At 73.4% G+C, this 14262-nt stretch carries 13 protein-coding genes; 9 read left to right on the top strand and 4 right to left on the bottom strand.

The features are described 5' to 3' along the window. The first annotated feature begins 12 nt into the window (after positions 1–12). The 7 genes from LIU39_RS19375 (at position 13) to LIU39_RS19345 (ending at position 7155) form a co-directional block, all read left to right on the top strand. Positions 13–1431 carry a fumarylacetoacetate hydrolase family protein gene (locus tag LIU39_RS19375; protein WP_227048043.1) on the top strand — a complete coding sequence of 473 codons (1419 nt, stop codon included), beginning with the start codon at positions 13–15 and terminating at the stop codon, positions 1429–1431. Further along, on the top strand, positions 1428–2360 hold the full coding sequence (gene dapA / locus LIU39_RS19370) for a 4-hydroxy-tetrahydrodipicolinate synthase (RefSeq protein ID WP_227048017.1): 933 nt from the start codon (positions 1428–1430) through the stop codon (positions 2358–2360). Before LIU39_RS19375 ends, dapA begins: the two co-directional genes overlap by 4 nt. Next, entirely contained in the window at positions 2357–3847 is a 1491-nt protein-coding gene (gene hpaE / locus LIU39_RS19365; RefSeq protein ID WP_227048016.1) for a 5-carboxymethyl-2-hydroxymuconate semialdehyde dehydrogenase, read from the top strand. Before dapA ends, hpaE begins: the two co-directional genes overlap by 4 nt. Further along, positions 3844–4845 carry a 3,4-dihydroxyphenylacetate 2,3-dioxygenase gene (gene hpaD / locus LIU39_RS19360; RefSeq protein ID WP_227048015.1) on the top strand — a complete coding sequence of 334 codons (1002 nt, stop codon included), beginning with the start codon at positions 3844–3846 and terminating at the stop codon, positions 4843–4845. The genes hpaE and hpaD overlap by 4 nt, the downstream gene beginning before the upstream one ends. A 144-nt stretch (positions 4846–4989) precedes the next feature. Then, positions 4990–5982, top strand: coding sequence for a dihydroxyacetone kinase subunit DhaK (gene dhaK, locus LIU39_RS19355; RefSeq protein WP_227048014.1), 993 nt, complete (start codon positions 4990–4992; stop codon positions 5980–5982). Between the two features lie 172 nt (positions 5983–6154). Then, entirely contained in the window at positions 6155–6721 is a 567-nt protein-coding gene (gene dhaL / locus LIU39_RS19350) for a dihydroxyacetone kinase subunit DhaL (protein ID WP_227048042.1), read from the top strand. 17 nt (positions 6722–6738) lie between these two features. Beyond that, a complete protein-coding gene (locus LIU39_RS19345; protein WP_227048041.1) occupies positions 6739–7155 on the top strand; it encodes a PTS-dependent dihydroxyacetone kinase phosphotransferase subunit DhaM in 417 nt (138 codons plus the stop codon). A gap of 41 nt (positions 7156–7196) precedes the next feature. On the opposite strand, the gene LIU39_RS19340 is transcribed toward LIU39_RS19345, so the two are convergent. Continuing rightward, the gene (locus LIU39_RS19340) at positions 7197–8018 is read right to left on the bottom strand and encodes an SAM-dependent methyltransferase (RefSeq protein ID WP_227048013.1); all 822 of its coding nucleotides are present in this window, start codon (positions 8016–8018) and stop codon (positions 7197–7199) included. A 542-nt stretch (positions 8019–8560) separates the two neighbouring features. Here LIU39_RS19340 and LIU39_RS19335 point away from each other — a divergent pair. Together LIU39_RS19335 and LIU39_RS19330 are read left to right on the top strand one after the other, a co-directional pair. After that, positions 8561–9148, top strand: coding sequence for an RNA polymerase sigma factor (locus LIU39_RS19335; RefSeq protein WP_227048012.1), 588 nt, complete (start codon positions 8561–8563; stop codon positions 9146–9148). Positions 9149–9150: 2 nt separating this feature from the next. Further along, positions 9151–9882, top strand: coding sequence for a hypothetical protein (locus tag LIU39_RS19330; RefSeq protein ID WP_227048011.1), 732 nt, complete (start codon positions 9151–9153; stop codon positions 9880–9882). A 30-nt stretch (positions 9883–9912) separates the two neighbouring features. Here the strand turns inward: LIU39_RS19330 and amaB are convergent, their stop codons facing one another. The 3 genes from amaB to LIU39_RS19315 all read right to left on the bottom strand — a co-directional run bounded on the left by amaB (position 9913) and on the right by LIU39_RS19315 (position 14255). Next, positions 9913–11517 carry an L-piperidine-6-carboxylate dehydrogenase gene (amaB, locus tag LIU39_RS19325; protein ID WP_227048010.1) on the bottom strand — a complete coding sequence of 535 codons (1605 nt, stop codon included), beginning with the start codon at positions 11515–11517 and terminating at the stop codon, positions 9913–9915. Between the two features lie 76 nt (positions 11518–11593). After that, positions 11594–13000 (bottom strand): 2-oxoadipate dioxygenase/decarboxylase, encoded by a 1407-nt coding sequence (gene hglS / locus LIU39_RS19320; RefSeq protein ID WP_227048009.1) that lies wholly within the window; start codon positions 12998–13000, stop codon positions 11594–11596. Positions 13001–13049: 49 nt separating this feature from the next. Further along, on the bottom strand, positions 13050–14255 hold the full coding sequence (locus tag LIU39_RS19315; RefSeq protein WP_227048008.1) for an NAD(P)/FAD-dependent oxidoreductase: 1206 nt from the start codon (positions 14253–14255) through the stop codon (positions 13050–13052). Between the last annotated feature and the right edge of the window lie 7 nt (positions 14256–14262).

Here is a 14262-nt window from a genome sequence, read left to right as displayed (position 1 = left end):
TCATCGCGGTGCATCTCAACTACCCCAGCCGGCGAAGGAGCGCGGCCGGACCCCGTCCAGCCCTCCTACTTCCTCAAACCGCCGTCCTCGCTCTCGGGCACCGGGGACGCGCTCGTCCGGCCGCGCGGCTGCGAACTCCTCGTATTCGAGGGGGAGATCGCACTCGTCATCGGCTCGCGTGCGCAGCGGGTGGCGCCCGAGGACGGCTGGTCGTACGTGCGCTGGGTCACCGCCGCCAATGACGCCGGTGTGCACGATCTGCGCCACGCGGACCGCGGCTCCCACCTCCGCTCCAAGGGCGCCGACGGCTTCACCCCCATCGGACCGCGCCTGCTCGACGCACGCCAACTCGCCCCGGACGCACTGCGGCTGCGCACCCGGGTCAACGGCGAGGTGGTGCAGGACGACACCACCGACACGCTGCTCTTCCCCTTCGGACAGCTCGTCGCCGACCTGTCGCGGCTCGTCACGCTGGAGCCCGGCGACGTCCTCCTCACCGGCACTCCGGCGGGCGCGTCCGTCGTGACACCGGGCGATGTGGTGGAGGTCGAGGTCTCCGGCGGCACCCTCTCAACAGGGCGGCTGCGCAACCCCGTTGCCGAGGGCGCACCGCTCGCCCCGTACGGCGCCCTGCCCAGGGTCGACCCGGCCGACCGTGCCGCCGCGCACGGCCCCGTCTACCCGCCGGAGCCACTGCTCGACCCGGGCGTCGAAGCGGGACTGCGCTCGGTCGCCGTGGCCACCCTCAGCGCGCAACTGCGCCGCCGCGGCCTGCCCCACATGTCCGTGGACGGCGTACACCCGGCCGCTCCCGGCACCCGCATGGCGGGAGTGGCGCACACGCTGCGCTATCTGCCGCTGCGCGAAGACCTGTTCCGGCGCCACGGGATGGGGATGAACGCCCAGAAACGCGCGATCGAGGAGCTGCGCACCGGGCACGTCCTGGTGATGGACGCCCGCGGCGACACCAGCGCGGGCACCCTCGGCGACATACTCGCCCTGCGCGCGCTGAAGCGGGGCGCGGCCGGTGTGGTGACGGACGGCGGGCTGCGGGACAGCGCGGCGGTCGCCGCCATCGGACTGCCCGTATTCCACGGCGGCGCGCACCCCTCCGTACTCGGCCGCCGCCATGTGCCCTGGGACACGGGGGTGCCGGTCGCCTGCGGCGGGGCGCTCGTCCAGCCCGGCGATCTGCTGGCCGGCGACGACGACGGCGTGGTGGTCGTACCCCCCGACCTCGCCGGAGAGCTGATCGCGGACTGCCGCGAGCAGGAGCGGCAGGAGCGGTTCATCACCGAGCGGGTGACGGCCGGCGACGGCATCGACGGGCTGTACCCGCTCGGCCCCGCCTGGCGCGCCCGGTACGAGACCTGGTGCAGGGAACAGGGCCGGAAGGCCGGGCACGATCTCGACGAAGGAGGCCACGAGTGAAGTTCCGCAGCGACCCGGCCACGATCCGCGGATCGATCGCCCCGGTCGTCACCCCGTTCACCGCCGAGGGCGCCGTCGACCACGACGGCCTGAAGGCACTGATCCGCTTCCAGCTGGAGTCCGGCTCGCACGGCATCTCACTGGGCGGTTCGACCGGCGAGCCGAGCGCGCAGTCCGTCGCCGAGCGGATCGCGGGGATGCGCACGGCGGCCGGGGAGATCGGCGAGCGGGTGCCGTTCCTGCCCGGTACCGGCTCGCACTCGCTCGACGAGACCCTCGCCATGACCGCCGCGGCCCAGGAGCTGGGTGCGGACGCGGCGCTCGTCATCACGCCCTACTACGCGCGCCCGACGCAGGAGGCGCTGTACCGGTGGTACGCCACGGTGGCCCGCGAGTTCCCCGATCTGCCGATCGTCGCCTACAACGTGCCCTCGCGCACCGCCGTCGACCTCGCGCCCGAGACGGTGCGCCGGCTCTTCACGGGCTTCGAGAACTTCGTCGGGGTCAAGGAGACGACGAAGGACTTCGAGCACTTCTCGCGCATCCTCCATGCCTGCGGCCGCTCCCTGCTCGTGTGGTCCGGCATCGAGCTGCTGTGTCTGCCGCTGCTCGCGCTCGGCGGCACGGGTTTCGTGTCGGCCGTCGCCAATCTCGCGCCGTCCGCCGTGGCCCGGATGTACGAGCTGTGGCAGGCGGGCGACCTCGATGCGGCCCGTGAACTGCACTACCGCCTGCACCCGTTGGTCGACCTGCTGTTCGTCGAGACCAATCCGGCGCCCGCGAAGTGGGTGCTCGCCCAGCAGGGCCGCATCGCGTCGGCGCAGGTCCGTCCGCCGCTCATCCCGCCCACGGACACCGGCCTGGCCCGCATCAGGGAACTGCTCGCCGCAGGCGGCGACCTCACCGCACAGATCGGAGCCGGCACGTGACGAATCATGCCCCCGAAGGGCTGCCCCAGGTCATCCGGCACTGGATCGGCGGCCGGCCCGCCGACGCCGCGGACGGCCGCACCTTCGACGTCACCGACCCCGTCACCAACACCGCCTACGCCCAGGCCGCACGCGGCTCGGCCGCCGACATCGAGCGGGCCGTGACGGCCGCCCGCGCCGCCGCGGCGGAGTGGGCGCAGCTGTCCAACCGCGCCCGTGCGCACGTCCTGCACCGCGTCGCCGACGCCGTCGAGTCCCGCCACGACCGGCTCGCGCGGTTCGAGTCCTACGACTCCGGCCTGCCGATCACGCAGGCCCGCGGGCAGGCCAGGCGGGCCGCCGAGAACTTCCGCTACTTCGCCGACGTCATCGTCGCGCTCGGCGAGGAGGCGTTCCGTCAGGGCGGCGACCAGATCAGCTATGTCGTACGGACTCCCGCCGGCGTCGCCGGGCTGATCACGCCCTGGAACACCCCCTTCATGCTGGAGAGCTGGAAACTCGCACCCGCGCTCGCCGCCGGCTGCACGCTGGTGCTCAAGCCCGCCGAGTGGACCCCGCTGTCCGCCTCGCTCTGGCCGGAGATCTTCGCCGAAGCGGGGGTGCCGGACGGGGTGGTGAACCTCGTGCACGGCATCGGGGACGAGGCCGGCCAGGCGCTGGTCGACCACCCGGACGTGCCGCTGATCTCGTTCACCGGCTCGACCGGCACCGGCCGCCACATCATCCGCTCCGCCGCCGAGCATCTGAAGACCACCTCCATGGAACTGGGCGGCAAGTCCCCGGTCGTCGTCTTCGCCGACGCCGACGCCGACGCCGCGCTGAATTCCGTGGTGTTCGGAGTGTTCTCGCTCAACGGCGAGCGCTGCACGGCCGGTTCGCGGGTGCTCGTCGAGCGTCCGCTGTACGAGGAGTTCACCCGCCGCCTCGCCGAGCGGGCCGCGCGCGTGATCGTGGGCCCGCCGTCCGACCCGGCCACCGAGGTGGGCGCACTCGTCCATCCCGAGCACTACGAACGGGTGCTCGGCTACGTGGAGTCGGGCCGGAAGGAAGCCCGGCTCGTCGCGGGCGGCACGCGTCCCGCGCACCTGCCCGACGGCAACTACCTCCAGCCCACCGTCTTCGCCGACGTCGCACGCGGGGCCCGCATCTTCCAGGAAGAGATCTTCGGCCCGGTCGTGGCCGTCGCGCCCTTCGACGACGAGACCGAGGCGGTCGAACTGGCCAACGCCACGCAGTACGGCCTGGCCGCGTACATCTGGACCCGCGATCTCCGGCGCGGCCACCGCATCGCGCACGCCGTGGAATCGGGCATGGTGTGGATCAACTCGCACAACGTACGCGACCTGCGCACCCCCTTCGGCGGCGTCAAGGCCAGCGGGGTCGGCCGGGAAGGCGGCGCGCACAGCATCGACTTCTACACCGAATCCAAGATCGTGCACGTCGCCCTCGGCGAGGTGCACACCCCGCGCTTCGGAGCCGCCTCGTGAACACCCCCGCCCCCGACGTCATCCGCTCCGCCTACGCCCAGCTCATCGTCACCGACCTCCCCGCGGCCCGCTGGTTCTGGGTCGACATGCTCGGCCTCCATCCCCAGTACGAGGACGCCGCGTCCCTCTACCTGCGCGGCACCGACGAGCTGACCCACCACTCCCTGGTCCTGCGCAAGGGCGAGACCGCCGCCCTCGACCACCTCGCCTACCGGGTGCGGACGCCGGAGGACGTCGGCAGGGCGGAGAAGTTCTTCACGGAGCTGGGCCGGCCGGTCCGCCGCGTCCCCAAGGGCCGGGGCACCCGCGGCGTGGGCGACGCCGTACGCATCATCGACCCGCTCGGCTTCCCCGTCGAGTTCTTCCACGAGATCGAGCACGCCGAGCGCCTCATCCAGCGCTACGACCTCCGTCACGGCGCCGAGGTCGCCCGCCTCGACCACTTCAACCTCTGCACCCCCGACATCACCGCCGCCCACGCCCACTACACGTCGCTCGGCTTCGGCTGCTCGGAGACCATCGAGGGCGACGCACACGAGCTGTACGCGGCCTGGATGTACCGCAAGCAGACCGTCCACGACGTCGCCTTCACCGGCGGCGCCGGGCCCCGCCTCCACCACGTCGGCGTGGCCACCCACGAGTCCCACCAAGTGCTGCGCTGCGCCGACCTCTTCGGCGCCCTGCGCAAGCAGCATCACGTCGAACGCGGCCCCGGCAGGCATGGCGTCTCCAACGCCTTCTACCTCTACCTGCGCGACCCCGACGGACACCGCGTGGAGATCTACACCTCCGACTACTACACCGGCGACCCCGACCACGAGACCTACCGCTGGAGTGTCCACGACGACCGCCGCCGCGACTTCTGGGGGAACGCGGTGATCGAGTCCTGGTACGAGGAGGCCACTCCGGTTCTCGGTCTCGACGGGACGCCCAGGCCGGTTTCCGACGCCCTGCTGGACGAGTCGGCGGTACGGATCGGCGCGGACGGGCTGGGCTGACTCCGCAAGGGGTGAGTCGGTACCGGCCCGCGACGCGTCGTCCCCCGATCGGGCAAGCCTCTTTGATACTGGAGTGTGTCCCGAGCTTGCCGACGTCGGGTGGGGCCGCTGGGGCCGGGCCCGCATCCCTCACAGGAGGAACCGTTGAAGATGCTCATGAACGTCGCCGAGAACGTCGTGGCCGACGCGCTGCACGGGATGGCGGCGGCCCATCCCGACCTGGTCGTGGACGTGGAGAACCGGGTGATCGTGCGGCGGGACGCGCCGGTCGAGGGGAAGGTCGGGCTGCTCTCCGGGGGCGGCAGCGGGCACGAGCCGCTGCACGGCGGGTTCGTCGGCCCCGGGATGCTCGATGCCGCCTGTCCCGGCGAGGTGTTCACCTCGCCGGTACCCGACCAGATGGTGCGCGCGGCGGCCGCCGTCGACAGCGGCAAGGGCGTCCTGTTCCTCGTGAAGAACTACACGGGCGACGTGCTCAACTTCCGGATGGCGGAGGAGCTGGCGCAGGACGAGGGCATCCAGGTGGCGAGCGTGCTCGTCGACGACGACGTGGCGGTGACCGACTCGACGTTCACGGCGGGGCGGCGCGGCACCGGCGCGACGCTCTTCGTGGAGAAGATCGCCGGGGCGGCCGCCGACGAGGGCGCGCCGCTGGAGCGGGTGGAGGCCATCGCCCGGCAGGTCGTCGCGCAGTCGCGCAGCTTCGGGGTGGCGCTCGCCCCCTGCACGACCCCGGCCAAGGGCAGCCCGACCTTCGATCTGCCCGCCGGGGAACTGGAGTTGGGTGTCGGCATCCACGGCGAGCCGGGGCGCGAGCGGCGCGCCATGATGACGTCGCACGAGATCGCGGATGTCGCGGTGGACGCCGTCCTCACCGACCTGGAGCCGAGGCTTCCGGTCCTGGTGCTGGTCAACGGCATGGGGGCGACGCCGCTGCTTGAGCTGTACGGGTTCGCCGCCGAGGTGCACCGGGTGCTGGCCGAGCGGAAGGCCGCGGTGGCCCGTACGCTCGTCGGCAACTACGTCACGTCACTGGACATGGCCGGGGCCTCGGTCACGCTGTGCCAGGTGGACGGGGATCTGCTCCGCCTGTGGGACGCTCCGGTACAGACGCCGGGGCTGCGCTGGGGCCGCTGAGACCAACGGGCCCCGGCGGAGCCGGAGAAGAGCCGGGGCGCCGCGGCCGGTACCGGCCCGGCCCCCAGGCATCCCCGCACCTGCCCGCGCCCGCCCGTACCTGTCCCTGCATGGAGAAGAGGAGCAGCCCGTGTCCGCATCGGCCCTGGATGCCGCGTTCTTCGTCCGCTGGATGACGGCGTCCGCCGCATCCGTCAACCGCGAGGCCGACCGCCTCACCGAACTGGACTCCGCCATCGGCGACGCCGATCACGGAAGCAACATGCGGCGCGGTTTCGCCGCCGTCGCCAAGGCCCTGGAAGCGGAACCTCCGGCCACCCCGGGGGCCGTACTGATGGCCGCGGGGCGGCAGTTGGTGTCGACGGTGGGCGGCGCTTCGGGGCCGCTGTACGGCACGCTGCTGCGGCGCACGGGCAAGGCGCTCGGCGACGCGGAGCAGGTCAGCGTGGACGAGCTGCGCGCCGGTCTGCGCGCCGGAGTGGACGCGGTAGGGCAGCTCGGCGGGGCGGCGCCCGGCGACAAGACGATGCTGGACGCGCTGGACCCGGCGGTCGACGCGCTGGCCACCTCCTTCGGTGCGGCAGCCGCCGCTGCCGACGAGGGCGCGCGGGCGACCGTGCCGATGCAGGCCCGCAAGGGCCGGGCGAGCTACCTCGGGGAGCGCAGCATCGGGCATCAGGATCCGGGGGCGACGTCCTCGGCGCTGCTGTTCGCGACCCTTGCGGAGGTGGCCGGGTGAGCGGCGCGGACGGCGGGATGACGGGCGGCGGGGCCGCGCAGGTCGGCATCGTGCTGGTGTCGCACAGCGGCCCGGTGGCCGAGTCGGTCGCCGCGCTCGCCAAGGGGCTGGCCGGCGGCGGCGCGACGGCTCCGGTGGCCGCGGCGGGCGGCACGCCGGACGGCGGCCTGGGGACCAGCGCGGAGCTGATCGTTCAGGCGGCGCGGGCGGTGGACGGCGGGGCCGGTGTGGCGCTCCTCGTCGACCTGGGCAGCGCGGTGCTGACCGTCAAGGCCCTGCTCGCCGAGGGCGATGAACTGCCCGATGGCGCCCGGCTGGTGGACGCGCCGTTCGTCGAGGGCGCGGTGGCCGCCGTGGTCACCGCGTCGGCCGGCGCCGACCTGACGGCGGTGGCGGCCGCGGCCGGCGAGGCGTACGTCTACCGCAAGGAGTAGGCGCCGCCGGCCCGCAGGCCCCGGGTGCGCCACGGGCCGTCTCAGGGCTTGCGGGCGACGGCGGCGTAGCAGGCGGCTTCCGCGTCCGTGACGTGGGTGGCGTCCTCGGGGCGGTCGGGGCGCCACTGGTGGGAGAGCGCTATGCCGGGCTCCAGGATCTCCCAGCCGTCGAAGAAGCGGGCGAACTCGGCGCGGCCGCGGAACTGGAGCTCGGTGCCCGCCTCGCGGTAGATCTTGATGATCTTGCCCATCGCCTCGGGCGCGAAGTCCGTCGTGGCATGGCTCATGGCAAGCACGCTGCCGCTGGGCAGTGCGTCCTTGAGGTACTGGACGATGGCGTGCGCCCGGCCCCGGCCGTCGTCGGTGACGAAGTGCATCAGGGCGTTCAGGCTGAGCGCGACCGGCTGCTCCAGGTCGAGGGTCTCCTGGATCTGAGGGGCCGTCATGATGCCGGTGGGGTCGGTGACATCGGCCTGGACGTAGGCGGTGCGGCCCTCGGGAGCGCTGAGCAGCAGGGCCGCGGCGTGCGCGAGGACGATCGGATCGTTGTCCGTATAGATGACCCGGGCATCGGGTGCCACGCTCTGTGCAACGTCGTGAAGGTTGGGCGCGGTGGGGATGCCGGTGCCTATGTCCAGGAACTGACGGATGCCCGATTCGGCGAGGAACCGGGTGGCGCGGTGCATGAACTCGCGGTTGATGCGGGCGGCGACCAGCGCGGCGGGGAAGACCCCGAGGACGCTGCCCGCGGCCATCCGGTCGGCGAGGAAGTTGGTCTTGCCGCCGAGGAAGTAGTCGTAGATGCGGGACGAGTGGGCCCGGTCCAACTGCAGGTCCACCGCGGGCCTTTCGTGGTCGCTCATCGCGCGCTGCCTCCCCAGGTACGGCGGGCCGCACGGACCGGCGGCCATGATCGATTGTGGCACCGCCGCCCCGGTGACATCACCCTCGGCGGACGGTGGAGCTCTGCCCCCGCGGGCGCCGGATCATGCCCGGGGCGCACGGGCGGCCGGAGCAGTGCGTGGTGGGGCGGCGTACGCCGGGCGCACGGGTATGTCTGGCGGAGATGACGGGGCCATGCGTAGTCATATGAATACCCAGCGGAAGATTTCTTGGCTCCGAGTGCCACAAATGGGCCTCCTTTCCTGTTCATTGGAAGAGAGGACAACCGTCCTCCCGTCGCCTCAGGCACCTCCGGTGCCCCGTGCGACGGCGCACGGCGAACGGAACGAGGACGGCTCGTGAGCGCAGACCGGGACCGACTCCTGCCGGCGTGTGTGGAGGCGCACGCCCGCCCAGCGGCATCGGCCGCACTCCCCTGGCGCCCGCGCACGGCCGCCGACGCGCGCCTGGCCTGCGACCGCGCGCGGTGGCGACCACGGCGGCCGACGCAGAAGAGGCGCGCATGAGCAGATACAGCGCCCCGCGCACGACCGGCGCGGAACGGGCACGGGAGGGCAGCAGCCGTCATCTGGCCCTCACCTTCGAGGCGTTCCACTCCACGCACGCCCGCAAGTGGCTGACCTACGCCTACCTGCACACCGGGAACCAGGCGGCGGCCGCCGAGGTCACCCGGGCCGCCTACCGGCAGCTCGCCGCGCTGTGGCCGCACGCCCTGCGGCAGGCGTCGGTGGAGGCGTTCGCCTGGTCGGTGCTCAAGGAACGCGTCGTGGAATGGCTCTACGACCACCAGCAGCCCACGGCGCTCACCGAGACCGCCGCCTTCGCCGTGGTCACCCAGGCCCTGCTGCGTGAATGCCAGCAGCAGTTCGCCCTGCTGGAGAGCCAGTTGGGACTGTACGCGGCAATCGCCCGGCTGCCCGAGCGGCAGTGCGACGTGATCGTGCTGCGGCATGTGATCGGCTACAGCGACGCGCAGATCGGCGCGCTGCTGGGCGTCGACGAGGTCACCGTCCGCTCGCACGCCAGCCGCGGCAAGCGCAAGCTCGCCGCCGCACTCGGCATGGACCAAGGAAGCCCGAGGGGGAACTGAACATGGCACCCACCCATCACGCAGGACGCAGGAACACCATCGAGGCCCTGTTGAACGCCGCGGCCGACGTGCCGGACATCACCGGCCTGGCCGGCTTCGGGGAGCTGGACGACCTCGGCGTGCTCGACGGGCTCGACCGGCTCGACGGCGGCGGCCCGGCGGCCGTCCTGCCACCACGCAGCGACGCCGGCGCGCCCACCGCGTACCCCTGTGCGCGCGACGAGGCCACTCATGAACTCGACCTGGCCTGTGCGCTGGTGGTCAACGCGGCGGCCGCGGCGGCCAGCCTGGAGCGGCTGGTGAACGACCACCGCATCGACCCCGAGGGCGCGCTGGTCTTCGCCTGTCTGCTGCACATCACGGGACGGACCGACGCCGCGCACTTCTGGTGGCACTTCGGCTCCGGGGCGGGCAGCAGGACCGCCGCCTACTGCCTCTATCTCTCGCACCGCCGCGACGGCGAGTTCCGGGACGCCGCGTACTGGCGCGAGCAGGCGGCACACGCTCCCGACGAGGAGCGCAGGACCGTGCCCGCCTTCGACGAGCAGCAGCTGCTGCCGGACTCCGCGCGCCACAACCTCCTCGTCCAGTGGCACAGCGGCCTCGCGCCGACGCTGCCCGCGGCCCTGGAGAGCGTCATCAACCGGCTGACCGTGGACAGCGACGACGAGGACTTCGGCGAGATCCCGCGGCCTTCGCCGACGCTCGTCCAGGACCTGGGCCGGGCCCGCTGAGGCGCGTTCCGGGCACCGAAAGCGGCCGGTTCAGAGGAAGTTGACGCCCTGGGCGAGCGGCAGGGCGGCGGAGTGGTTGACGGTGTTGGTGGCCCGGCGCATGTAGGCGCGCCAGGCGTCGGACCCCGATTCGCGGCCGCCGCCGGTCTCCTTCTCGCCGCCGAACGCGCCGCCGATCTCGGCGCCCGACGTGCCGATGTTGACGTTGGCGATGCCGCAGTCCGAGCCGTCCGCCGCGAGGAAGCGCTCGGCCTCCTGCTGGTCCCGCGTGAAGATGCTGGAGGAAAGGCCCTGCGGGACGCCGTTGTTGAGGGCGATGGCCTCGTCGAGGGTGCGGTAGGTCAGCACGTACAGGAGCGGCGCGAAGGTCTCGGTGCGGACGATCTCCGTCTGCCGCGGCATGCGGACGATCGCGGGGCGGACGTACGCGGCGTCCGGCGCCTGTCCGGCGAGGCAGCGTTCGCCGCCGGCCAGCAGGGTGCCGCCGTCCTTCTGCGCGGCGGCCAGGGCCGCGTCCATGGCCTCCCGGGCGGTGGGGCTGATCAGCGGGCCGACCAGGGTGGCGGCGTCGAAGGGGTCGCCTACGGGCAGGTGGCCGTAGGCGCGGACGAGCCGCGGCAGCAGGTCGTCCGCGATGTCCTCGTGGACGATCAGCCGGCGCAGGGTGGTGCAGCGCTGTCCCGCGGTGCCGGCCGCGGAGAAGACGGTGCCGCGTACGGCGAGGTCGAGGTCGGCCGACGGGGCGACGACGGCGGCGTTGTTGCCGCCGAGTTCCAGCAGGACCCGGCCGAACCTGGCGGCCACCCGCGGCGCGAGGGCCCGGCCCATCCGTACCGAGCCGGTCGCACTGACCAGCGCGACCCGCGCGTCGTCGGCCAGCCGCTCGCCGCAGTCACGGCCGCCGAGCAGCAGCCGGTGCACCCCGGGCGGCGCGCCGGTGTCCACCGCCGCGCGACCGAGAAGCCCGGCGCAGGCCAGGGCGGTGAGCGGGGTGAGCTCCGACGGCTTCCAGACGACGGTGTCGCCGCAGACGAGGGCGATGGCGGTGTTCCAGGACCAGACGGCCACGGGGAAGTTGAAGGCGGTCACGACACCGGCCACGCCGAGCGGATGCCAGGTCTCGGCGAGCCGGTGGCCGGGGCGTTCGCTGGCGAGGGTGCGGCCGTAGAGCTGCCGGGAGAGGCCGACCGCGAAATCGCAGATGTCGATCATCTCCTGCACTTCGCCGAGCGCCTCGGACCGGATCTTTCCCGCCTCCACGGTGACCAGGTCGGCCAGGTCCTCCTGGTGCTCGGTGAGCAGTTCGCCGAGCCGCTTGACCAGGGCGCCCCGCCGCGGCGCGGGCACGGTGCGCCAGTCCTGGAACGCGCGGTGCGCTTCGGCGACCGCCGCGTCGGCCTCTGCCGGACCGGTCGCGGGCAGCAGACCGAGCGTGCCGCCGGTGAGCGGCGTACGGGAGGTGAGGGTGGCGGCCGCCGGGAGCGGGGACGGGCTGCCGTCTCCGGAGAGGGCCGCGAGGGCCGCAGGGTCGGCGCTGCAGCGGCGCAGGGCTGCCGCGGCGCGGGCGCGCAACGCCTCGGTGGTGGGGAGCCGCGGTGCGGTGGCGGCGGCTGCGGGCGGGGTGGGGCGGCTCATGGCTGACTCCTGGGAGTGGGCGCGGTCGGTGGGGGCGGTGCCGGACGGGGCGGGGGTCCGCGGCGGCTGTCCGGTGTCAGCCCCCGCTGTCCAGGGATGCGAGGGCTTCGTCGGCTCCGAGGGTGTGCAGTGCCCGGCGCAGGGAGCTGTCCTGCTGTGCGGCGTAGAGGACGAACGGGTCGAGTACGGGGCGTCCGATGGCCTCGGAGAGGCGCTGTGCGTCGAAGGGGGTGCCGGTGCGGTCGGTGTCGTGGACTCCGTCGCCGGTGAGGTTGGAGCGGAAGATGCCGGCGGCGGAGCGGGGCAGGAAGTCCTCGTAGACGATGGGGTCGGCGGTGAGCCATCCCTGGTCCAGGAGTTCCGGGAGCCCGGCGGGCGGGCGCCGTCCGTCGCGCGGGGGTTCCGGTGCGGGCCGGTAGGTGAAGAACGCCAGCTGTTCGGCGGCCAGTTGGCGTTCGGTGCGCGGGAAGCCGGCTTCCCACAGTGCGCGGGCCGTGCGCTGCCGGGACGCCCCGTCGCCGTCGCCCGGCCGCTGGTCGGCTTCGGCCGTCAGCGCGTCGTAGCGGGCCCGGCCCGCCCTGGTGAGGGCGATGCCGCGGGCCTCGACCTCACCGAACCGCACCCGTAGCGTGCCCTCGGTGATGCGGCCGTCGGGCTCGCGGAAGGCGCGCGGCTCGGCGAGGGCGCGGAACGAGGTCTGCCGCAGCAGGACATCGGGGCCGTCCCAGCGCGGCGGGCCCTGGATCCGGTCGATCATGGTGATGCCGTGCTCCCCCATCCGCTGGTACAGGGCGTCGATGTCCAGGACGCGCGGGGTCAGGTGGTTGATGTGGGTGGCGGCCACCCCGCCGATGTCGGCGGCCACCGCGGAGATCCGCTCCAGCTCCGTGTACCAGCCGCGGTCGACCGGCTCGGGCGACAGCGCGAAGGCCGCGACGGCGAGCTGCACGAAGCGTGCGGCGGACTCCGCCGGCAGGCCGCGGCCGGTCTCGGCGCGTGCGGCGAGGGCCAGGAGTTCCGGCGGGAAGAGCGTGCGGCGGGCGAGGAACGTGTGGAGCCTGGCGGACAGTTCCGGGTCGAAGAACCGGCGGTCGGCGGGGGTCAGCAGGGAGGTGAAGACCCGGAAGGGGGTGCGGTCCAGTTCCTTGGGGTCGGTCGGCCGGAAGGCGGTGGAGACGACGGGCACCGCGCCGGCGCCGCCGTCCCGCAGGTCGTAGAAGCCGACCGGGTGCATCCCGAACGCGGCGAAGATCTGGGCCACTTGGCGCAGTTCGTACGGGGTGCCGACGCGGATGGCGCCGTGCCGCTCGGCGGTGACCCGGTCGATGCCGCCGAGTCGGCCGGCGTCCTCGTCACGGCGGGCGACCTCGTCGTTGACCTGCCCTGTCACGGTCAGCAGCGTGGTGTAGGCGGGCACTTCGGTGCCGTACATCTCGGACAGCCGGCGGGCGAACGCGGCGCGCAGCCGCCAGGTGGGGACCATGCGGACCTCCGGGTGTGTGCGGGGCTCACGGTGGGGTGGGGCCGGGGTTTCAGATGATGTGGGCTTCCGGCCTGGCGGTGGTGCGGCCGTCGAAGCGGGTGGCGGACAGCGGGCTGACGTCGAGGAACGGCGGCCGGCCAAGGTAGAGGTCGCGGACGATCTCGCCGACGGCCGGTGCCTGGAGGAATCCGTGCCCGGAGAATCCCGTCGCATACAGGAAACGCCCCCGATGTGCCGCCGTGCGCTCCGCCTCGCCGATCAGCGCATTGCGGTCCGGCGTCATCTCGTACAGACCGGCCCAGCCGCCGGCGACCGGGAAGCGGGCGATGCCGGGTGCCCTGCGGGCGGCCGCGGCACGGAACGGGCCCAGCCACTCGCGGCTGAACCGGCGCCCGAATCCGGCCTGTTGGGCGGGGTCGGAGAGGCCCATGAGCAGGCCGCCCGCGCCGTCGTTGTGGAAGTAGAGGGTGGAGCCGAAGTCGAGGGTGAAGGGGATCCGGGGCGGCGCGGGCCGCAGCGGTCCGGTGAGGGCGATCTGGCGGCGGAGCGGGGTGACGGGCAGCTCGGCGCCGGCCATCTTCCCGACGGCGGCCGACCAGGCGCCGGCGCAGCAGATGACGGTCGGCGTGTGCACCGTGCCGTACGGCGTGTGCACGGCCTGGCGCCCGCCGTCCGCCGCCGCGCCCGGGGTGGTGCCGATGCCGGTGACCGGGCACCGGGTACGGACCGTCGCACCGAGGCGGCGGGCGGCCCGCAGGTAGCCGGTCACCGCGGACTTGGGGCGGGCGTAGCCGTCGGACGGCGAGTACGCGGCGGCGACCAGGGTGTCGGGGTCGGTGTAGGGGCACAGGTCGTGGGCCTCGCGCGGGGTGAGGATGCGGCTGGGGACGCCGAGCGCGTTCTGGGTCTCGACACCGGCTTCGAAGGTGGCGAGTTCGGCCGCGTCGCCGAGGAGGAAGAGGTAGCCGACGTTTTCCAGGCCGAGGTCCGCTCCCGGCCTGCGGCCGAAGTCCCGCCAGGCATCCAGGCTGCGCAGGCCGATCCTGATGTTCAGCGGGTCGGAGAACTGGGCGCGGACGCCGCCGAGCGGTTTGCCCGACGAGCCGGAGGCGGGGCGGTCGCGCTCCAGCAGCAGGATCCGGCCGACACCGGCCTCGGCCAGGTGGAATGCGATGCTCGCCCCGATGACGCCGCCGCCGATGATCACGACGTCGGCCTCTTCGGGGACAGGGACACACGCAGCGGTGGAAGCCATCGGGGGC

It is taken from the genome of Streptomyces pinistramenti (assembly GCF_020564935.1).
Lineage (GTDB): Bacteria > Actinomycetota > Actinomycetes > Streptomycetales > Streptomycetaceae > Streptomyces > Streptomyces pinistramenti.
This window is presented reverse-complemented; position numbering and strand designations above follow the sequence as displayed.

Coding starts and splice junctions, on each gene's coding strand:
- dhaL (WP_227048042.1), top strand. CDS start 6,155: ATGACGGCGTCCGCCGCATCCGTCAACCGCGAGGCCGACCGCCTCACC.
- LIU39_RS19345 (WP_227048041.1), top strand. CDS start 6,739: ATGACGGGCGGCGGGGCCGCGCAGGTCGGCATCGTGCTGGTGTCGCAC.
- LIU39_RS19340 (WP_227048013.1), bottom strand. CDS start 8,018: ATGAGCGACCACGAAAGGCCCGCGGTGGACCTGCAGTTGGACCGGGCC.
- LIU39_RS19335 (WP_227048012.1), top strand. CDS start 8,561: ATGAGCAGATACAGCGCCCCGCGCACGACCGGCGCGGAACGGGCACGG.
- LIU39_RS19330 (WP_227048011.1), top strand. CDS start 9,151: ATGGCACCCACCCATCACGCAGGACGCAGGAACACCATCGAGGCCCTG.
- amaB (WP_227048010.1), bottom strand. CDS start 11,517: ATGAGCCGCCCCACCCCGCCCGCAGCCGCCGCCACCGCACCGCGGCTC.
- hglS (WP_227048009.1), bottom strand. CDS start 13,000: ATGGTCCCCACCTGGCGGCTGCGCGCCGCGTTCGCCCGCCGGCTGTCC.
- LIU39_RS19315 (WP_227048008.1), bottom strand. CDS start 14,255: ATGGCTTCCACCGCTGCGTGTGTCCCTGTCCCCGAAGAGGCCGACGTC.